The organism is Marinobacter mobilis (assembly GCF_900106945.1).
Taxonomy (GTDB): Bacteria; Pseudomonadota; Gammaproteobacteria; order Pseudomonadales; family Oleiphilaceae; genus Marinobacter; species Marinobacter mobilis.
Genome location: NZ_FNNE01000004.1, coordinates 325062 through 346077 on the forward strand (window position 1 = coordinate 325062; position 21016 = coordinate 346077).

The window sequence follows — 21016 nt, forward strand, 5'->3', positions numbered from 1 at the left end:
TGGTTGCAGTTACGGGTTACTGGCCATGACGAAACGCGGGTTGTCTCGCAGCAGGATCTCCAGCTGCGTCGCCTCCACCGGGCGGCTGATCAGGTAGCCCTGAACCACGTCGCAGTTGAGGTTCTTGAGGAACTCAAGCTGTTCTTCGGTTTCCACGCCTTCCGCCACCACTTTGACGCCGAGGTTGTGGGCCAGATTGGTGACCGCCCGGGTAATAATGGCATCGTCAGGGCATTCGGTGATGTTGGTGATGAATGACCGGTCGATTTTCAGCAGGTCGACGGGGAAGTCCCGCAGATAGGCCAGTGAGGAATAGCCGACGCCGAAATCGTCGATGGCCAGGAGAACGCCCAGATCGTGAAGTCGCTTCAGCTGATTGCGGTTGCGTTCGATATTCTGGATAAAGATTTCTTCGGTTAGCTCGACTTCCAGCCGGCTGGCATCGACCTGAAAGAGCGTCAGCGCCCGCTGGATGTGATCGACCAGATCTTCGTTGTCGAGTTCGCGCCCGGACAAGTTGATGGCAATCTTCATCCGGCTCAGTGGTCCATCCCGCCAAGCCGCGAGCTGACGGCAGGCGGCCATCACCACCCAGCGTCCAATGTCGGTAATGCGGCCGCTTTCCTCCGCCAACGGAATAAACTCGAACGGCGGAATCAGGCCTCGTTGGGGGTGCTGCCAGCGGATCAGCGCTTCGGCACTGTTGACCTCCATGGTGTTCAGGTCAAGCTGGGGCTGCAGGTGGAGTACGAACTGGTCCTGTTCCAGTGCTGTTGCCAGGTCCTTGTCCAGCTCAAGTCGCCGTACCTCCCGATCCTGCATGCCTTCGGTGTAGAACTGGTAGGAGTTGCGGCCGTTCTCCTTGGCCCGGTGCAGGGCGATATCGGCGCTGCGCAGCAGCACATCGGCGTCCACGCCACTCTGTGGATAGATGGCAATGCCCATGGTGGCCGTGATGGCGTAGGTGTGACCCTGGATGGCGTAGGGTTCAGTGAAACATTTCTGGATCTGCCCCAGCAGATGGATGACGTCATCGATGTTTTCGACGTGCTGCTGGCATACCATGAATTCATCGCCTCCGGCGTAGGCGATCATCACCCGTTCATCACCGAGGGCATTGAGACGCTCGGCAACCCGGATCAGCAGTTCGTCACCAAACTGATGGCCGAGGGAATCGTTAAGCATCTGGAAGCGGTCGAGATCAATCATCACCAGGGCGGCCTGGCGCCGATGGCGGTCCGCAAGTATCAGGGTGTGGGCCAGGTCCTCCATGAAAAAGCGGCGGTTCGCCAGCCCGGTCAGACTGTCGGTGGATTCCAGGCGTGCCAGGTTGCGTTGGGCGATCTGCCGTTGCTGGATTTCCTGCTCCAGGTCGTAACGGGTTTTCAGCAGATCCTGGTGACGTTTCAGGACCAGCTGGATCAGCAGCCCGGCCAGACTGACCAATACGCCCATCAGCGCCAGGGTGTACAGGGTTACCCAGGGCAGCGAACTCTGGTGTTTCTGTACCCAGTGTTCGGTTGGGATGAGGGTCAGTTGCCAGGTGCTGCTGAGCAGGTCTGCCTGCACGGAATCGCTGTATGCCGTGCTGACGTCGTTCGCCGGTGCCAGCTGGTAAATTTGCTTGCCGTTCTCGGCAATGGTGATCAGGAAGTCCGAACGCAGGCTGCTGCTGAGCAGGGTGTCGGCCAGATTCTCGAGCAGAAATACGCCCGCGATAAAGCCGTTGTTGTCGTCTCCGGAGCCCACGGGGGCGTATATGACCAGCCCGGTGCCGCCCTGTTTCAGGGTGATGACGCCGGACGAATCCAGAGTGTCATTGGCGGCCGCCTCGGCCAGAGCCCGACGCCGCTGGTCGGAAAACGCAATGTTGAAGCCGACGACGCTCTCATTACCGTTGATGGGCTCGATCCAGCGTATGAAGTAGTCACGGTCGATCCATTCGATGGCCTGGTAGATACCAAAGTTGCTGAGGTAGTTGCGGGCATCCATCCGCCAGGTGGCTTCGGTCATGTCCGGGCTGACCCGCAACCGTTGGGCCATACGATAGATCGCCTGCTGGTGGGCCTGGAAACGCTCCGTCAGTTCCCTCGACAGGTTGTCGGCTTCCTGGCCGATAGCGGCCTGGATCTGTTGGTCCTGCTGGCGCACCATGCTGTGTTGCAGGCCCAGAGCCACGGCCAGAAAGGTCAGCATGACCAGAGCCGGCAGAAGTGGGCTGAGCAAAGCGTTCAGGAATTGTTTATGCATGGAGGTTGCCAATCAGTGTATGGCTTGCTGGCCTGAGCCATCAGTTGGTGAGTATCGTCATTATTCCTGAACATATCAATGACCTACACTGTACAAACGTGCCGCTTAACTGATGCTGTTGGCGGGTTTGCGCGGTGAAATGCCAAGGCGGGGGATTTCCTGCTTGGGACAGTGATCCATGACCACGGTGAGGCCCTGGGCTTCGGCGCGGGCCGCCCCGGCCTCGTTGATCACGCCGATTTGCAGCCACAGTGCACCGATGCCGAGACGGATGGCTTCATCAATCACCGGGTCGGTAAAGCGGGGCGCAAGAAACAGCTCCGCCATGTCGACGGCTTCGGGAATCGCTGTCAGGTCAGGGTATACGGTCTCACCGAGCAGGGTCTGGCCTGCCAGCCGGGGATTGACCGGAATCACCCGGTAGCCCTGGCGCTGCAGAAAGACCATGACGTCATGGCTGGGCCGGTTGGGCTTGTCACTGGCTCCGACCAGGGCAATGGTGTTGACCGCGTTGAGCAGCGCGCGGATCTGTTCCGGCTGATTGCTGGGCATGGTTCAGAGCTCCCGTTCGGCTTCCAGCGAGATAGACACCGATTCGGCATAACGCAGGGCGTGGGGCTTGTCGATTTCGACCCTGGCCCAGCGTACCGGGGCATGGTCCATCACGATGGCCAGTACCTCATGGGTCATGCGTTCGAGCAGGGCAAAGCGGTTGCCTTCAACGTGTCCGATGATCTGCTTGGTGATGGTGCGATAGTTCAGGGCCGAATCGATATCGTTGTTGCTGATGGCCGCTGAGGCGTCGTAGCTCAGGCAGACATTGATCCGGACATCCTGCTGGTTGTTGATTTCTTCTTCTTTGATGCCAATGTAGGTGCGCAGAATCAGGTCTTTGATGCGTACCGTGGCCTGATGGCTGACGTCGGAAGCGGGCATGGTGTCTCCTGGAATTAACGTTTCTGGATCAGGGTAAGAAATTCGGTGCGGGTGGCCTGGGAGTTGCGGAAGGAGCCCAGCATCATTGAGGTCTTCATCAATGAGTTCTGCTTTTCAACGCCGCGCATCATCATGCACATGTGTTGGGCTTCAATAACAACGGCGACACCGCTGGCATCGGTCACCTGTTCGATGGCTTCGGCAATTTCCCGGGTCAGGTTCTCCTGGATCTGCAGGCGCCGGGCGTACATGTCGACAATGCGGGCGAACTTCGACAGCCCGAGGACCTTGCCCTGGGGGATATAGGCGATGTGGCATTTGCCGATAAACGGCAGCAGATGGTGTTCGCAGAGGCTGTAGAGCTCGATGTCCTGAACCACCACCATTTCATCCATGGCCGACTCGAAAACGGCGCCGTTGACCAGCTCCTCAAGGGATTGCTGATAACCCCGGGTGAGGAACTGCATCGCCTTGGCTGCACGTTCGGGAGTATCCAGCAGGCCCTCCCGTTGGGGGTTCTCGCCCAGGTGTTGGATGATGTGCCGGTAGTGACCGGTCAGGGTGTTCAGGGTGTCAGCCATGGCGTGGTGCCCATCGGTTCGTTGTTGTTAATCCGGCCCGCAGCCGTTCAGCCCTACAGCTTATGATAAAGCGCGCTACGACGCACCCTGAATGGGTAGTTGCAGGCATCACCGAGAGGTGAATCGCAAATTGCGACCAAAGGATGACGTAAGTGCTACCTTTGAACTACAGTTGCCATTTACACCTTTTCAGACGAGGGAAACCGATGGAACAGGAGAGTCCCGTTGCGCTAGACAAACCGACGGTATTGTCGCGGGAAATCACCCTGGAGGCTTGGCAACAGAAGGGGCAATGGTTCAACTACGATGGTCATGCCATATTCAGTCGCATGGAGGGGCAGGGTGAGGCGCTGGTCCTGATTCATGGCTACCCCACCGCCAGCTGGGACTGGAGCCGGCTTTGGCCATACCTGACGCCGCACTACCGGGTGATGGCGCTGGACATGCTGGGCTTCGGGTTTTCCGACAAACCGGCCAATCGCCGGTACAGCATTGATGACCAGGCTGATCTGCACCAGGGCTGGCTGGAAGGGCTGGGGCTGAAACGGGTCCACCTGATGGTCCACGATTACGGCTGCAGTGTGGCTCAGGAACTGCTGGCTCGCCAGCAGGAGGGGCGGCTTGGGTTTACCATTGCCAGCGTCTGTTTCCTGAACGGCGCGCTGTTTCCGGAAGTTCACCGGCCCTTGCTGGTACAACGCCTGTTAAGTGGTCCCATCGGCGGGCTGGTGAGTCGGGGCATGTCCCGGCGGACCTTCGATGTCCAGTTCCGGCGTCTGTTCGGTGGCTGTCACTGGCCGTCCCAGGCCGAACTCGACAACTTCTGGTATTTGCTGACCTACAACAACGGCCGCGGCATTCTCCATCGCCTGATCCGTTTCATGGAAGAGCGCCGCTGCCACCGCAACCGCTGGGTCGGAGCCTTGCTCCGGGCAGAGATGCCCACGGCGGTCATTTTTGGCCGGACTGATCCCATTTCCGGCGTGGCCATGGCCCGTCGTTACCAGGAGCTGGTGAGTAACGCCGACGCTTGTGGATTGCCGCGGGTCGGGCACTACCCTCACTATGAGGCTCCGCAACAGGTGTTCACCGCGTACCAGGCCTTTCGCAGCCATCATTAACCGGGGATCAGGATAAACCGGGTGCGGCAGCTTTCCGCCCGGGGTCGCTATCCTGGCCACTGACCAAACAGTTGCGGCCCCGGTTTTTGGCCAGGTACAGGGCCTGGTCGGCACGGTTCAGCCAGGCAGACCAGGTATCGCCCTTTTTTACCTCGGTCACGCCGGCACTGGCGGTCATCCTGATGTCGTCCTCGAAGGGCGCAGTGGCGATGTTAACGAGTAATTGCTGGGTTAGTTGCTCGGCATCCCGCTGACGGGTTTCCGGCAGCACCAGCATGAACTCTTCGCCGCCGATGCGGAACATCTGGTCGCTTTCCCGCAGCCGCGCCTGTACCCGTTTCGTCGCTTCTCTGAGTACCCGGTCACCGGTGACGTGGCCCCAGCGGTCGTTGATATTCTTGAAGTGATCAAGATCCAGCAGCACGACGCTGGATACCCGCTCGTATCGTTCGCGCATCTGGATCTGGTTGTTGAGTATGTCCGCCAGCTGGGACCGGTTGAGGCAGCCGGTCAGCGGGTCGGTGGTGGCGATCTGGACCAGTTCTTTCTTGAGACGCCCCACCAGCCAGGCAAAGACCATCGAAAACACGCAGGTGAGTCCCAGCGAAAAGGTGATGCGCCAAAAGTCGGCTTCCGGAAAGCGCCGGAAGGAAATCGCCGACATGGTGGTCACGAACAGGACGTTGCAGACCGTCGCAGGCCGCAGCGGCAACAGGAAGAAAACCGCCGCCGCCGCCGGGTATGCCCAGTAAAGGCCTGCGTGCCCATTAATGTGGGTCGAGTAGGTCGAGGACAGGATGGCCAGCAGCACAAACGGCCAGCCGTTCAGAAAATAGATTTTCCACCAGCGCAGACACGCGATGACCAGCACGGCATTGAGGCAGAACAATGAGAGAATCACGGACAGCAGGTAATGGCCCTGATTCCATTGCACCAGGACAAGCGGTGACACCGCTACCAGCGCCCAGAAATGCAGGTGGTAGACAATCTGATGGCGAAAACCGAGCACAACCAGGCTGGGGTTGGTCGCTACGGCTTTCGGTGCGTTCGGTTCCGGTGTCACGATAAGTCCTGCCAATCCTTGGTTTATTATAGTTTTATATCCACTTCTGCTCAGTCTAGCATGTTGCAGGAAGGTCGCTGCATCTCCTTGCCATGACCCTGAAATTGGCCACTTTTTCTGACCGGGCAGGGCGGCCTCAAATGACAAGGGAAAGTGGTAGTGGTCCGGCCGGTTGGTTACACTCGCCACTTGTCACGGAGGAAGTCAGATGACAGCGATACACACCCGCCCCCCGGCGTTAACCGTTCTCGCGGGCCGCAGGGCTTTGCAGCGCCTGCAGCAAAAGCCGTTGGTGCCGGAAGATGTCCACGTGGTGCCCGGTGCCGCCGGTGGCCCCAAGGCGCTGGGACTGACCGGCCTGGATCAGGCCATTTTCGGAGACTGGCTGTTGCGTGCTCCCCAGGAGCGGGCACTGATTGGTGCTTCGATCGGCAGCTGGCGATTTGCCGCCATCGCCTCCGGGGAGGATCCCAAAGAGCAGCTGGCGCGGCTGGCGGAACTTTACACCAGCCAGCGTTTCGCCAAGGGCAGCAGCATCGCGGATATCACCCGTAAAAGCGTGGCATTTCTCGAACAGCTGTTGGCAGGGCGAGAAGAATACCTGCTCAATCACCCCTACTATCGCCTGAATATTGTCGTGGTACGCAGTCGCGGATTGTTACAGCACGACAGTCGTGGCCGTCTGGCTCTCGGGCTGATGACGGCGATCAGTGCCAATATGGTCAGCCGTCGTCACCTGGGCCGATTCATGGAGCGAGGCATCATCCACGACCGACGTCTGGCTACCCCGGTGGCCAAACTGGTGGACTTTCCCAGTCACCAGGTCGAGCTGACCCGTGACAACCTGATTCCGGCCTTGCTGGCCTCGGCCTCAATTCCCATGGTGATGTCTGGCGTTAGCCACATTCCCGGTGCCCCGGAAGGGGTGTACCGTGACGGTGGGCTGCTGGACTACCACCTGGACCTGCCTTATGAGCAGCCTGGCATCGTGTTGTACCCCCACTTTACCGACAAGGTCATTCCCGGCTGGTTTGACAAATCGCTGCCCTGGCGGCGGGGCGATGCCACCCGCCTGCAGGATGTGCTGCTGGTAGCCCCCTCGAAGGCTTATCTGGAGTCGTTGCCTGATCGTAAATTGCCGGACCGTAAGGATTTTGAACGTTACATGGATGACGATGCCGGTCGTGAGAAAGCCTGGCGGGCGGCGGTGACGGAAAGTCAGCGGCTTGGAGATGAGTTTCTGGAACTGGTGGAAAGTGGCCGTCTGAAGGACGTTGTGCGTCCGCTGGACGGCAAGCATTGATGACCCCGGCATGGCCGCTTAGGCCGTGCCGCTATACTGTGCAGACCCAGCAGGAGATCACGATGACAGAGTCAACAGAAGCCCGGATTGCAAGAACGACACCCTGCGCGGTGAAGGTTGAGGCTGGCAAGGACTATTTCTGGTGTGCCTGTGGCCGCAGTGAATCCCAGCCGTTCTGTGACGGTTCCCACCGTGGTACTTCGTTCCGTCCGGTCCGGTTTCGCGCTGAGAAAGAAGAATGGCTGTGGTTTTGCGGCTGCAAGCAGACGGCAACGCCACCGTTTTGCGATGGTAGCCACAAGCCGTTGAGCTGAGCGCCCCGTTACTGCCTGGGGATCACACTCAGGCGGAATCCGGTGCAGCCATGTACCGGATCGGTGACGGTCTTCACCCGCAGGGTAACGGGCAGACAGTGGTTGTCCTCGCTGAGGAGGTTCAGGTCGGCCCGTTCAACGGCCCGGGATTCGCGGGCGGCGGCCAGGGTGGAGTGAAAGGATTCCAGACTGTCGGGCGCGACCCGGGCTTCAAAAGGCTGATCGACCAGTAACGAAGGGGGTATGCCCAATACCTCGCTGATCTGCTCAGAAACAAAACCGGTTTGCCCCTTCTCATCCAGTTCGGCGATGAGCCCTCCCGCCAGGGCGATCAGGTCTCGGGTTCGGTGTCCCGAGTCCTCCAGCGCCTGACGCAGAATGGATTTTTCCACTTCCAGATTCTTCCGGCGGGTATCGAGTCGCGCCTGTTGATCGTTGGACAGTGCCAGCCGCCGCTGGTAAAACCGTCGCGCCAGCAGCGTCATGGCCAGTAATGAGCTGGCGGCAACGGCAAAGCCGGCCCCGGCCAGCCACAACTGCCTCACGGTGCGGGCATTCGCCTGCTGGTACAGTTCCCTGGTGGGAAAGGTGGTGATCATCCAGTGGCGGTTTCCTGCGGCGACTTCCGAGCGAAGGGCCCGCTCGGCGACGACGGCCCCCTCCGCTGGTGACACGTACAACGGTATCTTGTTGTGCTGGTTGAGATCGTGCACGGTAAAACGTATCCGTGGATCCTGATAGGCACCGAACAGACCACCCAGCCAGTGTGATGGGGCCATGGCAATGCTGACGACGTCTTCACGGTTGATGGGCACGAAGATGCGCAGGCTGTGGCCGTTGACCCCACCGCTCTCCACGGTGGACAGCGGCGTTGTGGTCACCATTTGCTGGACCAACGCGTTCTCCAGTTCGCGAGGCCACTGCGGTACCGAGGTGGCCAGTAAGCCCGGGCCAATACCACTGCCGCTGTCTTCCATATCGCTGCGGGCCGTGCTCCAGCGGACCACCAGATAGTCGTCCCTGGCTTCGATGGGGCTGCCTGTCATCAGTTGTTGCCATTGGCGGAACTGCATCGGCTGGCCGAGTTCCTCGGAGATCCGCTGTTCGACCTGAAGACGTTGGGATCCGGGAACCCGGCGAATCAGCTCGACCCCCAACAGATCCGGGTGCTGGCTGAGAAAGGCGTTGGCCTGTTGGCGAAACTGCATGGGGGTGTCGATACGGCTGGCGGCCATGCGCCTGGCGCTTTCAACGAGCAGCGAGAAGTGGGCTTCGAAACGGGCTGCATGGCCCAGCTGGCGGGTGGTCAGCAGCTGGGTGGTCAGACTACGGCCCTCGGTACTGGCGGTCTGGGCCAGCCACGCTGTAGCGATCACGATGACCACCAACACCAGCAGTGGCAAGCCCGGGAGGAGGAGCAGGCGACGCAGGGAACGGGATCCTTGTTGGAGCGCGCGGGGCATGGTGATCTCCGGCTGGCTGGAAGCGAAGGCCTGTCCGGCCTCAGCTTCACTTTAGTCCACGTCGGCGAATCAGGGAAGGTGGATCGCCGCGGCCGCTTCAGCTGCGGGGTTGCCGGACCAGACTGTAGGTCAGCAGGAACATGGTGAAGGCGGCTACGACCACCGATGGCCCGGCGGGGCTGTCAGCAAACCAGGACAGGCCAAGACCGCCGGATATCGCGACCATGCCAATGCCCATGGCCAGCAGCACCATCCGTTCCGGGGTGGTGGCCAGCCTTCTGGCCGTGGCGGCGGGAATGATCAGCAGTGCGGTGATCAGCAGCACGCCGACGATTTTCATGGCCACGGCGATGACCAGGGAGAACATCAGCATCAGTACCAGGCGTAGCCGTTCGACCGGGAATCCTTCCACCCGTGCCAGCTCCTCGTGGATCGTGGCCATCAGCAGGCCGCGCCAGAGCCGCTGTAACAGCACCAGGATGACTGCCGCGCCGCCATAGATCCAGGCCAGATCATCACGGCTGATCGCCAGCAGGTCGCCGAAGAGGTAGCCACTGAGGTCGATGCGGACCTCAGGCATGAAGCTCAGGGTGACCAGACCGATGGCGAGGGCGCTGTGGGCAAGAATACCGAGCAGGGTATCGGTGGCCAGGGTGCGGCTGCGGGCCAGCATCACCAATACGACGGCAAGGCTGACACAGGTGCCGGCAATGGCGAGGTTGAGGGGCAGCTGGAACAGGAAGCCCAGGGCAATGCCGAGCAGCGCGGAGTGGGCCAGGGTATCCCCGAAATAGGCCATACGCCGCCAGACCACGAAACAGCCCAGCGGCCCGGCCACCAGAGCGACCCCAAGGCCGCCGATCAGTGCGCGCCAGAAAAAATCATCGAGAATTGAATCAATGAGCGCCATGGCCACTGCATCCCTCATGCTGGCGGTGGTCAGCATCGCCGGCGACGACGTCGCCATGAAGGTTGTGCTGATGATTGTGGTGATGGTGATAGACCGCCAGACTCTCGGCGACCTGCTGACCGAAGGTTTCGATAAAGGCAGGGTCGGCCGAGATGTCTTCCGGGCGGCCGCTACAGCAAACATGTTGGTTGAGGCAGATGACCTGATCAGTGGCGGCCATGACCAGATGCAAATCATGGGAAATCATGATGACGCCGCAGTGGAGCTCGTCGCGAAGGCTGCGGATCAGCTCGTAGAGGGCCGCCTGACCATTGATATCCACGCCCTGGGCGGGCTCATCCAGCACCAGCAGTTCCGGGTTACGGGCCAGCGCCCGGGCGATCAGTACCCGTTGCTTCTCGCCACCGGAGAGGTGGTGAATCGAAGCATCGACGAGGTGACCGACACCGGTACGGGTGAGGGCCTGCTGGCAGCGGTCCCCGGCCTCTCCGGTCAACATCATGAAGCGGCGCACGCTCAGTGGCAGGGTTGGCTGCAGTACCAAATGCTGAGGTACGTAACCGATCCGCACGCCGGGCTTGAGCCAGATGTTGCCACTGGAGACCCGTTGCAGCCCCAATACGGATTTGATCAACGTAGTCTTGCCGGCGCCGTTGGGGCCAATGATGGTAACAATGTCGCCACGATTGACCGTCAGGTTGATGCCATCGATCACCGGTGGGCCGTCGAAGCGGACACTCACGTTGTTAAGGGTAACCAAGCGTTCAGGCATGTTCTGCCGCCTTGCAGGTAGGGCACTCTCCGGCGATTTCTATGGTCGTTTCCCGGGGCGTGAACCCTTCGGCCGCGGCCGCTTGCTGTACTGCCTGCTCCACCGCAGGGGCCGCCAGCTCAAGGGCATTGCGGCACTGGCGGCAGATCAGAAACACACTGGTGTGATGGTGACCGGCGTGGGTGCAGCCGATAAAGGCATTGAGCGAGGCGATTCGGTGAACCAGGCCATACTGCAGCAGGAAATCGAGGGCCCGGTAGACTGTGGGGGGCGCCGCGTTGTGGCCGTCTTCAGCCAGCGCTGCCAGCAGATCGTAGGCGCCCAGTGGCTTGTGGGATTGCCAGATCAGCTCCAGTACCCGCTCCCGGGTCGGGGTCAGGCGCGCCCGTTGGTTCTGGCAAATGTCACGGGCATCGGCCAGCGCCTGCTGGACGCAGACGGAGTGATTGTGCGGACGGTAAGGCAGGGCGCTGTCGGACATGGCAGGGAGAATCCGGAAAATAATGCAACATTATAACATTCGCTTCCGTCGCCGTCACCGGGCCCGTTGTCAGCCCCGGTGAGCCTGCAGGGCAAGGGATTCCAGGTATTCAAGGTTGGGGATGCGGGCACTTTCGCCATCGACCTCGACCAGCATGAGATCCGCCGGGCCGGTCTCGCCTTCCCGCTCCTGCACCTGTTCGCTGGCTACCCGGGCCTGGCTGGGAATACCTTGGGTGACGATTGCCAGGAACGGCAGCGTGTTGTGGTGCTCGCCGATGGTATTGAGCACGGCCACCCGACCGCGACTGCCGGCCGGAACACCGGCCTTGATGCCATTGGCCGCATCGTAGGAGATGACCGGAAGGGTCAGTCCGCGCCACTGAATATCCCCCAGCAACCACTGGGGCGCGTCGCTCCGTGGCTCCACACTGGCGTAATCGATGATTTCGGCAATGGATACGTTTGGCAGCAGCAGCTGCTGTCCGGTCATCGGGATCATTACGCAGGGGAGGATCTGGCTGGTTTCGCTCATGGTTCTGTTCCTCAGGCGGAATCCCGTTGCTGCTTGCGCTTGAGCAGGCAGGATTCCTCAATGGTTTTGACAAGTTCTCTGGCCAGCTGCTCAGGCGTTCCGATAAAACTGGTGCAACCGGTGGCGGCGATCGAATCCGGCATCGAGCTGTTGGCGCAGCTGGCGCTGTCCTGTACCCAGATGCGACTGCCGTGGGCTTTCAGCAGCGGGGCGGCAATGGCGCCGTCACTGCCCATGCCCGAAAACAGGATTGCGTTGCAGCGGGCACCATAATGATCGCCGACGTTGAGCAGCACCTGATCGATGGAGGGCCCATACAGCCCGGGCCACGGGGTATCCTTACGGGCAAGGCGGCCATCGCTGGCGATGTACCATTCGTGCTCAACCGGCAGCAAAACCACGTCGCCGTTGTTGACCGTGATACCTTCGCTGGCGTGTTTGAGCTGGTAATGGGCGTGGCGACCAAGCACCCGGGTCAGCACGTCGGTAAAGTTGCCATCAATGTGCTGGGCGTAGATGAACCCCACCGGCAGCCCGGCAGGGAGGTGATCCAGAAAGGCCTTGACCGCAGCCGGACCGCCCAGGGAGGCGCCCAGTATCCAGATATCCTGTGCCGGCTGGTCGGCAGCGGCCGGGCTCACCCACCGGGGCAGCTCGGGGGCTTCCGATGCCTCGGTGGCGGCCAGTTGTTCGAGGCTGTCGGCAGAATCGAGCTGCTCCAGGGTGCCAAGATTCTGTTCCAGCTTGTCCTGAAGCCGCCGTTCCCAGCGGAAGTAGTCGGTGGTGCCGGGCTTGGGGGCCGGAGCGACCCCGAACAGCACCGGTACGTTGGTGTGTTCGAGCAGGAATTCGAACAGGTCGGGGTGGTCGGCCTCATCCTCGAGGGTCACCAGCCAGATTTCCGCCTCCGGTACCTGGGGGTAGCCCTCCAGGCGTTCCGGGTCGCCGCTGAAGCTGGCATTCAGGCCGAAGCGGGACACCGCCTCCTGGAGCCGGTGTCGTTGCAGGACATCGTCAGAAACGATGCCGACCGCCGGCCGGCCAGCGCTTCCGGCCATCAGTTGTCACCGGTCAGCCGTTCAATGGTTGCCAGCAGCTCGGCTTCCTGGAACGGCTTGCCAAGATACTCGTTCACGCCAATGGACAAGGCGCGGTCGCGGTGCTTCTGACCGGTCCGGGAGGTGATCATACAGATCGGTGTATCCCGCAGGGTCTCGTCGTGACGGACAAAGCTGGCGACTTCGAAACCGTCCATTCGCGGCATTTCGATATCCAGCAGAATGATGTCCGGACGGTGATCCTGCAGCTGGGCCACGGCATCGAGGCCATCTTTGGCGGTGACCACTTCCATACCGTTGCGTTCCAGCAGGCGTGAGGTGACCTTGCGCACCGTCACCGAGTCATCCACCACCATGACAATGGTTGCCCGCTCTTCCCGGCGTACCGAGTCCTGGGCGCCCTGCAGTCTGGCCTGGCGCTGACGCTCGGACAGAATGTCGGAACGGATCATGGCCGGAAGATCGAGGATCACCACCACATTACCGTCACCGAGAATGGTAGCTCCGGAAACCCCGCGCACGGAGCTGAACTGGGGACCGAGGGATTTCACCACGATTTCCCGGCTGCCCAGCAGACTGTCCACTTGCAGGGCCATGGGCTGCTCGGCACCGCGCACCAGAATCACCGGCAGCGGCAGCGCCTGACCCTGCAGTTTGGGCTGGTGTTCACTGTGCAACAGGCTGCCAAGATACTGCAGGCGGTACTGCTGGCCAGCGTACTCGTACAGCGGTGCATCCGGCTTGTAGTATTCCTCGAGTTCGTAAGTGCTGACCCGAACGATACCCTCGATGGTATTGAGCGGAATGGCGTAGAAATCTTCGCCGGTGGTCACCATCAACGCACGGTTGACGGATACGGTGAACGGCAGGCGGACGGTGAACGTCGTGCCCTGGCCGAGGGCGGAGTCGATATCGAGCGCGCCACCGAGCTGTTTGATTTCGCTGGCCACCACGTCCATACCTACGCCACGGCCAGAGATCTGGGTCACCTTCTGGGCGGTCGAGAAGCCTGGCTGGAGGATGAACTGCAGCACCTCACGGTCGGTCAGGTCTTCATCTTCCCGCAGCATGCCCTGACGGATGGCCTTGTCGCGGATGACCGGGATCGGGATGCCCTTGCCATCGTCGATCATCCGCAGCACCACATCACCGCCTTCGCGGGTCAGCGAGAGCGTAATCTCCCCGGCTTCCGGCTTGCCTGCGGCCTTGCGCTCATCCGGCATTTCGATGCCATGGTCAAGGGCATTACGCAGCATGTGCTCAAGCGGGGCAATCATGCGCTCGAGAATGTTACGGTCCATTTCCCCTTCCGGGTTACGGACATCGAATTCCACCTTCTTGCCCAGCTCGCCGCTGATCTGTCGCACGATCCGCCGCAGGCGCGGCACCATGGATGCGAACGGGATCATGCGGGTCTTCATCAGACCTTCCTGCAGCTCGGTATTGATCCGCGACTGCTGTACCAGCAGGGTTTCGGTATCACGGATCCGGTCTGACAGGGTTTCCCGCAAGTCGGCAAGGTCAGACGAGGACTCGCTGAGGGCCCGGGACAGCTGCTGAATGGACGAATAGCGGTCCATTTCCAGGGGATCGAAGTCTTCCCCGTAATCCGGGCCATGTTCACGCTCGGTACGGAACAGAATCTGCGCCTCGGTTTCGATGTCCATGCGCCGCAACTGCTCTCGCAGTCGCTCAATGGTCGCGGCCATTTCGTCGAGGGTATAGCTGAAGTCGCTGGTCTGTTGTTCCAGGCGGCCACGGGTAATACTGGTCTCACCGGCCAGGTTGACGAGTTCGTCCAACAGCGGCGCCGAGACCCGGATGGATTCCTGGGTACCCGTGCGGGTGCTGGCCGCGGCTTTCTTGACGGGCTGGCGTGCCGGTTTGGGCTGCTGTACCGGCGCTTCAGCAGGCTCGGCCGCCGCGGGGAGTGGTGCGGCTTGCTCCGGCGCGGGTGCTGGCGTGATCGGTGCCGACGGCCGCGGAGTTTCCAGCGTGTTTTCGGGCTTTGCCGGTTCGGCTGGCTGAGCCGGAGTCAGGCCGGTCTCGAACTGACCCTTGACCTCGGCAAGTTGCGCGACGATGCCGTCGTAATCGGCGGTAATGGCCTGCCAGGCATCGGCGTTCGGCAAATTGCCACCGAGGTCGATCAGCCGGGTCTCCAGACCATGGGAGCGATCCCCCAGGGATTTCAGCTGGGCCAGGCGGGCACCACCCTTGAGGGTATGCAGAACACGCTGGGCTTCCTGATTGAAATGATGACTGCCAGGATCTTTCTGCCAGTCGGCCAGCAGGTGTTCGAGTTGATCCACCAGCTCGGCGGCTTCCTCAAGGAAGATCTCGATCACTTCCTGGTCCACCGGCTCGGCAGACGCTGACGTATCGGCTTCGCTGGCAGCTCTTTCCGCGCTCGCTTCGGCGGCTTTGATGTCAGCCAGCAGTGTCGGATCGACGACAGGCTTCTCGCCCTCTTCAACGCCGTTGAGCATTTTCTGCAAGGCATCGTTTGCGCGTTCGCTCAGGGCCAGAACCGTGGTTTGGTTGCCACTGCCCCGAACCAGAGAATCGAGCAGGCTTTCCCAGTGCTCTGCCAGTTCGGCAAAGACATCGGCATCGGCGAGACGGGCGCCACCTTTGAGGGTGTGCAGTTCCTGTTGCAGCTGGGTTATGCCAGTAAGCTCGTCGGGCGCGGCTTTCCACTGCGACAGACACTCGTCGATGGCGGCATGGATCTCCAGGCCTTCATCGAGGAATACGCCGACCAGGTCATCACTGCTATCGGTGCTTTCGGCTGCCATGGCGGGCACATCGACATCTTCGATTGCGACGGCCGACGCCTGTGGCCCGGCGGGCGTTCCGCTGAGGATGGCCTTGACCTCTGCCTCCAGCTCATGGGCAGGGGGACAGGGTTTCTGGGTCGCAACCTGTTCCACCATCTGGGCAAGGCGGTCGTGGCAGGCAAACAGCAGCTCGACCATCTGTGGCGTTGCGGCTATCTGACCTTCGGCGATTTTCTCGAACAGGTCTTCCAGTACGTGCGTGAGGTCGCCAATGGCCGCAACGCCGGCCATGCGGGCACCCCCCTTGAGGGTATGCACATCCCGCTGCAGCTCCGCAGCAATGTCGCGGCTGGCCGGATCTTCGCTCCAGGCATGGAGCGCACTGCCGGTGGAGTTGATCAGGTCATAGGCTTCTTCGAGGAAAATGCCAACCAGCTCAGGATCCTGCTCGGCCAACAGGTTTGCTGGTGTGTCGGCGTTCTCCTCAGACTCCGTCAGTATGTCGTCCTGACCAGGCGTCAGCATCTCGCTGATGCCCTGTTCCAGTTCGCTCAGGTCGAGGCTGTCTGCCTCGGGCTCCGGAATGGCGGCCTCTTCGATCGTGGCCTCGGGCTCGGGAACGACGGTCTCATCGACGTCGGGCTCGGTGACCGCCATTTGCGGTTCGGTTTCCGTGGTTTCCGCCTGACCGTCACTGCAGGCCGCATGCAGTTCCTGAACCAGACCGGGCACCGAGGGGCAGTGGCCGCTGTCGGCAATCGCTTCAACCAGTGCCGCGAGCTGATCATGGGCACGCAGCGCCAGTTCAGTACGCGCATCGGTGGCAGCGATACGGCCGTCGGCAATACGTTCAAACAGGGTTTCCATTTCATGGGCGATATCGGCGATGGCGTTGATATCGGCCATGCGGGCACCCCCTTTGAGGGTGTGCAGTTCCCGCTGCAGCTCTTTAACCAGCTCGGGCTGTTCAGGGTTGTTTTGCCACTGGTGCAGCTGCTCGCTGGTGGTGTCGATGATTTCCCCGGCCTCTTCGAGGAAGATCTCAGCCAGTTCCGGATCCAGATCGGCCATGGAACTTTCTTCGCCGAAGTCAGGTGCCTGAGCTACCGAGTCCTCGGCAATTTCGCCGGCGCCGGAGTCAGCCTCGGATTCGTCCGGCTCAACGCCCAGATCCGGTTCTGCTATCTCGGCGGCTTCGTCAACGAATGCCTCGGTGATGGTCGGAAGTTCGATGTCCTCTTCCGGTACCTCGGCGGCGGTGACTGCTTCCTGATCACCCTCGATGTAGGCGTGAATCTCGGCGATCAAATCGGGTGCTGGACGTGGAGGCTGTTTCTGCTCAAGTGCGTCGACCATGCTCGTGAGTCGGTCATGGCTGCGGAACAGCAGGTCCGAAAGGCGGTCGTTAACGGCCAGGCGTTCGTCGGTCAGGCCTTCAAACAGGGTCTCAAGCTCGTGAGCGAGATCTCCGATGGCGGGGATGTCGGACAGTCGGGCTCCGCCCTTGAGCGTGTGCAAGTCCCGCTGTAATGACTGCAGCAGCGCCGGGGTGTCTGGGTTCTCACTCCACTGGTGGAGGGTTTCTGCGGTGTTGTCGACCAGTTCGCGGGCCTCTTCCAGGAAAATCTCCGCCAGTTCCTGATCGTCTTCCTCGTCGACCTCCATCCGCTGTGGCGGTTCCGCCGGTTCGGCTTCCATCTCGTCAAGTTCAAGCTCAAAGCCGCGGTCAATGGCCTCGAGTTCCCCGCCGAATGTCTCACCGAACGCGTCTTCTGCGGCGGTCGCTTCGGGCGCAAGGGGCGCCTCGAGCAGCGCCTGCAGTGCCTCGTTCAAGGCATTGTCAGGTTTGGCCGCCAGACCTGCAGCAATCTGATCCATCATATTGATCAGTTGTTCATGGCCTGCCCGAAGGGTGTCGATGAGCTGCAGGTCGCCTGCAACGGCGACGTCCTTCATTGCTGCGTACAATTCGGCCAGCAGCCGGGCGAGATCGGATACATCGTTAAGCCCGGCCTGGTCTCCACCAGAAGCCAGTTGCTGAAGCTCATGGCCAAGCATGTCCAGCGGCTGGTTCTCTGTTGGGGTCTCAATCCACTGGTCGAGGATGCGGTCGGCATCCAGCAGGGTGTCGAGCCCTTCACTGAGGAACAGCTGCACCAGGTGCGGGTTGGGTAGGGCTTCGCTTGTTTTGGTCTCGGCGTCGTCGCGACGTCCCAGGGAGCGCGCAGCGACGTCGTTCAGGCGTTGCAGGTACTCTTCCGTCCCCGCGAGGGTGGCCTGTGGATCCTCACGCAGCTGGGCCAGACCCTGGTTGAGAAACCGGCAGGCGTCGGCCATCAGGGCGAGGACGTCCCGGTCCGCCTTCAGTCCGGCGGCGCGGGCATCCTTGACGTACCGCTCCAGCGGCGTGATGACGTTGGCAATCGGGGCAATGGAGGCGGTGTGAGCACTGCCTTTAAGCGTGTGCAGGGCACGTGACACATCGTCAGTGTAGGCTGCGCTGGCCTTGTCACCGGCGTTGTCGAGGAACGCGCGCAGGGTCTGCAGGTGTGTCTCTGTCTCGCTTTCAAAAATATCCAGCAGGACAGAATCGACGTTGTCATCACTGTCATCGATATCCAGATCGCTGCCGACGTCGATATCAATGATGTATTCGGGTTCTTCCTGTTCCGGCATCGCCCGGGTGTCGGGGATGTCGCCACTGGCGATGGCATTGGCCCGGGCTTCCAGGGGCGCCGGGTCAAGAGAGGCTGGCTGTCGTTGCTCGAAGTCCCTGACAAGGTCAGGCAACACTGCTGTCACGTCCTGAAGCAGCGTGCCTATGGTTTCGTTCATCAGGATGGAGCCATCAATCACCCGGTTGAGCATGTTCTCGATCGACCAGGACAGTTCGCCAACCACCAGGGCGCCGACCATCCGGCCACTGCCCTTGAGGGTATGAAAGGCGCGGCGGACTTCCGCCAGGGCACTGCGGTCATCGAACTGGCGAACCAGCATCGGCAGGTACTGGCGGATGGTGTCGAGCACCTCGCCTGCTTCCTCGACAAAAATCTCGAGGATCTCATCATCGATCAGATCGTCGTCGGCCTCCGGCTCTTCCCGGGTGGTTACCGTCGGCAGCGGCTCAGGTTCGAGGTTTGCCTCTTCGCCGGTCACTTCCAGAACCGGCAGCTCTTCGGTGTCCGGCTGGCTGAGAGCGTCAGCGGAATCGGTGATTTCTGGCGCTGGTTCGGGCTCAGGCTCAGGCTCGTTGAAGGTGCTCACTTTGCTGGTCGTGGCCAGGGCTTCTGCGCGGGCGATCAGGTCACTGACGTCGCCATCAGCCTTGCCATGGCGGAATTCTTCGATCAGCTGCGGAATGCGGTCATTCACGTTGCTGACCAGCGAGAACAGGTCGTCGTTCGGTTTGACGGTCTGCTCGATCACCCGGTTCAGCAGATTCTCAACGGCCCAGGCCAGTTCGCCCAGACTCTTGGCATTGACCATCCGGCCACTGCCCTTGAGGGTGTGGAACGCCCGCCGAACTTCGGTCAGCGCTTCACGGTCGTCGTGATCCTGATACAGGCGAGGGAAGTATTCGTGGATGGTTTCCAGGACCTCGGAAGCTTCTTCGACGAAAATCTCGAGAATTTCATCGTCCAGCAGTTCGTCATCGGACGCTTTTTCCGTGTCGGCAACAGGCTCGGGGCTTTCGAGCGGAGCAGTGGGCGCCTCCGCGGCGGTTTGCGGATGTTGCCAGGTGGGCTCGGCGCCTGCCGGGAAACCCAGCACTTCAAGACTGCGTTCCGCCACATCCAGGATGGAATCGCTGGTGACACCGTCGGCGACCTGCTCCAGATAGTATTCGATACTGGTGATGGTATCGGCCAGCGGCTCCATCTGGTTCCATTCCGGCGCATGTTCGGCACTCAGCAGCACCTGACTGATATAACGTTCGGCCGCGTCCAGAATATCGGCAACCCGGTTCAGGGGGATCAGTCGCAGGCCACCGCAAATGCTGTGCAGGAGTCCGGGTACGTGTTCAATTTCACGCTGGTCCCACTGGGAGGCAAGGAAGTTGACGACGGCGGTCTTGACCTGCTCCAGGGTGTTTCGGGATTCCCGCAGCAGGGCATTGCTGGCATCGCTGAGTTCCTGGATGCCAAGGCGAGGCTTGCCATCTTCCTGGGGTTCTTCTGGCTCGACGGGGTGGTCGCTGTCGAGCCCGGCCAGGCTTGCTTCGATGTAGAGCAGGGCGCCGGCAATATCCATCAGGGTGCCATCGTCCACCGCCTCGGTCTGGTTAACCAGCTGGGCAATAGTGTCGATCTGCTCGCTCACGACCTGTCGCGGAATACCCAGACCGAGGACTGCGAGGGTATTGGCAACCTGACGCAGGCCCGGTTGCAGGTCTTCGAGCTCCTGATTGCTGCGGTATTCGGCACGTACGAACAGGTCGAGCTGGTCCTTGAGCTTGGCGAGTTCTTCGTTGAGCGCACTGACCACCGAATGAATCGCTTCGCGGCCGGGGCCGGCCACACGGCTGCGGGCGGCACTGACGTCGTCGTCGGAGGGCAGTGCTTCGTCGAGTTTATAGTCAGCACGCAACCGGCTGGCGTAGGGGGTGTTCAGATCCCGGGCCCGTGCGACGTAGTAGAGCAAGTGCTTGAACAGAGCCTGAGGAACCGGCTGCTGGAGTATGTCGATGTGCTCATCGATCAGGCGCTTGAGTTCGCTGTCGAGGGTACGGAGGATCGATTTGACCGCCGTGTTGACCGGGTTGTCGCCGCTCTGAATCGATTCGATAAAGGCGCCGGCGGCAATCCACAGCTGTTCCCGGGGACTGTTCAGGCACAGTTTGATCAACCGCTGAATGACCTTCTGCAGGTAATCTAAATGGGCGTGCAGGTCTTCTTCGCGAACAATACCGGCCAGCGCGAACTGGTACATCTGGCGCAGCTTGCGGATGTGGCCCAGCACCTTCGGGTCCTGCAGCCGTTGTGACGCATTGGCCGGGGCCCGTTTCTGGGCGGGGCTCAGGTCCGGTTTGAACAGCGAGGTGTCTGACAGCAGCGATTCGCCGCGGGCGGCGCGCAGGTCATTGAGCAATGGCAGCAGCACCAGCGGGAAGTCATCCTTGCTGCTGGCCAGGTGTTCGAGGTACTGGGGAAGCTGAAGGATTGCTTCCATCAATACTTCCACAGCTTCGTCAACGCTGGCGACCGTCTCGTTGAGGATAGCCTGGGTGAGCTTCTCCATCTCCTCGGTGAGCAGCGCTGCACCGTAGAGCTCCACCATCTGTAAGGTGCCGTGGACCTGATGGAGGTAGTTCAGGCAGAAACGCAGGCGAGCGGTATCGTCGCGGTTCTCCACGAAGCCCTCCAGCGCCTGTTGACCCTGAATCAGCGTTTCTTGTATCTCACCCCGAACCCAATCCAGGGCTATGCTGTCATGGTGATTGCCCATAACCA

The 21016-nt window shown here is 61.0% G+C and carries 15 protein-coding genes; 3 read left to right on the forward strand and 12 right to left on the reverse strand.

The features are described from left to right. Positions 1-9 precede the first annotated feature (9 nt). From BLV11_RS08525 to folE, 4 genes are all read right to left on the reverse strand, one after another. Positions 10-2250: a bifunctional diguanylate cyclase/phosphodiesterase gene (locus tag BLV11_RS08525; protein WP_091812543.1), complete on the reverse strand. Its 2241-nt coding sequence runs from the start codon at positions 2248-2250 to the stop codon at positions 10-12. Between the two features lie 105 nt (positions 2251-2355). After that, positions 2356-2802 (reverse strand): CoA-binding protein, encoded by a 447-nt coding sequence (locus tag BLV11_RS08530; protein ID WP_091812544.1) that lies wholly within the window; start codon positions 2800-2802, stop codon positions 2356-2358. Between the two features lie 3 nt (positions 2803-2805). Next, entirely contained in the window at positions 2806-3186 is a 381-nt protein-coding gene (gene folX / locus BLV11_RS08535; RefSeq protein WP_091812545.1) for a dihydroneopterin triphosphate 2'-epimerase, read from the reverse strand. Between the two features lie 14 nt (positions 3187-3200). Continuing rightward, positions 3201-3767, reverse strand: coding sequence for a GTP cyclohydrolase I FolE (gene folE, locus BLV11_RS08540; protein ID WP_091812546.1), 567 nt, complete (start codon positions 3765-3767; stop codon positions 3201-3203). A gap of 206 nt (positions 3768-3973) precedes the next feature. Between folE and BLV11_RS08545 the strand changes: the two genes are divergently transcribed. Then, entirely contained in the window at positions 3974-4888 is a 915-nt protein-coding gene (locus BLV11_RS08545; RefSeq protein WP_091812547.1) for an alpha/beta fold hydrolase, read from the forward strand. A 7-nt stretch (positions 4889-4895) separates the two neighbouring features. Here BLV11_RS08545 and BLV11_RS08550 read toward each other — a convergent pair whose 3' ends face one another. Next, positions 4896-5951, reverse strand: a complete 1056-nt coding sequence (locus BLV11_RS08550; RefSeq protein ID WP_091812548.1) for a GGDEF domain-containing protein — start codon at positions 5949-5951, stop codon at positions 4896-4898. A gap of 208 nt (positions 5952-6159) precedes the next feature. Here BLV11_RS08550 and BLV11_RS08555 point away from each other — a divergent pair, with 208 nt between their 5' ends. Beyond that, positions 6160-7254: a patatin-like phospholipase family protein gene (locus BLV11_RS08555; RefSeq protein ID WP_091812549.1), complete on the forward strand. Its 1095-nt coding sequence runs from the start codon at positions 6160-6162 to the stop codon at positions 7252-7254. A 62-nt stretch (positions 7255-7316) separates the two neighbouring features. Then, entirely contained in the window at positions 7317-7568 is a 252-nt protein-coding gene (locus tag BLV11_RS08560) for a CDGSH iron-sulfur domain-containing protein (RefSeq protein WP_091812550.1), read from the forward strand. A gap of 8 nt (positions 7569-7576) precedes the next feature. Here the strand turns inward: BLV11_RS08560 and BLV11_RS08565 are convergent, their stop codons facing one another. The 7 genes from BLV11_RS08565 to BLV11_RS08595 form a co-directional block, all read right to left on the reverse strand. Continuing rightward, on the reverse strand, positions 7577-9031 hold the full coding sequence (locus tag BLV11_RS08565) for a CHASE domain-containing protein (RefSeq protein ID WP_091812551.1): 1455 nt from the start codon (positions 9029-9031) through the stop codon (positions 7577-7579). Between the two features lie 97 nt (positions 9032-9128). Further along, positions 9129-9941, reverse strand: a complete 813-nt coding sequence (gene znuB / locus BLV11_RS08570; protein ID WP_091812588.1) for a zinc ABC transporter permease subunit ZnuB — start codon at positions 9939-9941, stop codon at positions 9129-9131. After that, positions 9928-10713 carry a zinc ABC transporter ATP-binding protein ZnuC gene (znuC, locus tag BLV11_RS08575; protein WP_091812552.1) on the reverse strand — a complete coding sequence of 262 codons (786 nt, stop codon included), beginning with the start codon at positions 10711-10713 and terminating at the stop codon, positions 9928-9930. Before znuC ends, znuB begins: the two co-directional genes overlap by 14 nt. Next, positions 10706-11194, reverse strand: coding sequence for a Fur family transcriptional regulator (locus tag BLV11_RS08580; RefSeq protein ID WP_091812553.1), 489 nt, complete (start codon positions 11192-11194; stop codon positions 10706-10708). The genes znuC and BLV11_RS08580 overlap by 8 nt, the downstream gene beginning before the upstream one ends. A gap of 69 nt (positions 11195-11263) precedes the next feature. Beyond that, positions 11264-11728, reverse strand: a complete 465-nt coding sequence (locus BLV11_RS08585) for a chemotaxis protein CheW (protein WP_091812554.1) — start codon at positions 11726-11728, stop codon at positions 11264-11266. 11 nt (positions 11729-11739) lie between these two features. Beyond that, positions 11740-12786 (reverse strand): chemotaxis protein CheB, encoded by a 1047-nt coding sequence (locus tag BLV11_RS08590; protein WP_091812555.1) that lies wholly within the window; start codon positions 12784-12786, stop codon positions 11740-11742. Continuing rightward, positions 12786-21011, reverse strand: coding sequence for an Hpt domain-containing protein (locus tag BLV11_RS08595; protein ID WP_091812556.1), 8226 nt, complete (start codon positions 21009-21011; stop codon positions 12786-12788). Before BLV11_RS08595 ends, BLV11_RS08590 begins: the two co-directional genes overlap by 1 nt. Positions 21012-21016: the final 5 nt, after the last annotated feature.

Coding starts and splice junctions, on each gene's coding strand:
- BLV11_RS08525 (WP_091812543.1), bottom strand. CDS start 2,250: ATGCATAAACAATTCCTGAACGCTTTGCTCAGCCCACTTCTGCCGGCT.
- BLV11_RS08530 (WP_091812544.1), bottom strand. CDS start 2,802: ATGCCCAGCAATCAGCCGGAACAGATCCGCGCGCTGCTCAACGCGGTC.
- folX (WP_091812545.1), bottom strand. CDS start 3,186: ATGCCCGCTTCCGACGTCAGCCATCAGGCCACGGTACGCATCAAAGAC.
- folE (WP_091812546.1), bottom strand. CDS start 3,767: ATGGCTGACACCCTGAACACCCTGACCGGTCACTACCGGCACATCATC.
- BLV11_RS08545 (WP_091812547.1), top strand. CDS start 3,974: ATGGAACAGGAGAGTCCCGTTGCGCTAGACAAACCGACGGTATTGTCG.
- BLV11_RS08555 (WP_091812549.1), top strand. CDS start 6,160: ATGACAGCGATACACACCCGCCCCCCGGCGTTAACCGTTCTCGCGGGC.
- BLV11_RS08560 (WP_091812550.1), top strand. CDS start 7,317: ATGACAGAGTCAACAGAAGCCCGGATTGCAAGAACGACACCCTGCGCG.
- BLV11_RS08565 (WP_091812551.1), bottom strand. CDS start 9,031: ATGCCCCGCGCGCTCCAACAAGGATCCCGTTCCCTGCGTCGCCTGCTC.
- znuB (WP_091812588.1), bottom strand. CDS start 9,941: ATGGCGCTCATTGATTCAATTCTCGATGATTTTTTCTGGCGCGCACTG.
- znuC (WP_091812552.1), bottom strand. CDS start 10,713: ATGCCTGAACGCTTGGTTACCCTTAACAACGTGAGTGTCCGCTTCGAC.
- BLV11_RS08580 (WP_091812553.1), bottom strand. CDS start 11,194: ATGTCCGACAGCGCCCTGCCTTACCGTCCGCACAATCACTCCGTCTGC.
- BLV11_RS08585 (WP_091812554.1), bottom strand. CDS start 11,728: ATGAGCGAAACCAGCCAGATCCTCCCCTGCGTAATGATCCCGATGACC.
- BLV11_RS08590 (WP_091812555.1), bottom strand. CDS start 12,786: ATGGCCGGAAGCGCTGGCCGGCCGGCGGTCGGCATCGTTTCTGACGAT.
- BLV11_RS08595 (WP_091812556.1), bottom strand. CDS start 21,011: ATGGGCAATCACCATGACAGCATAGCCCTGGATTGGGTTCGGGGTGAG.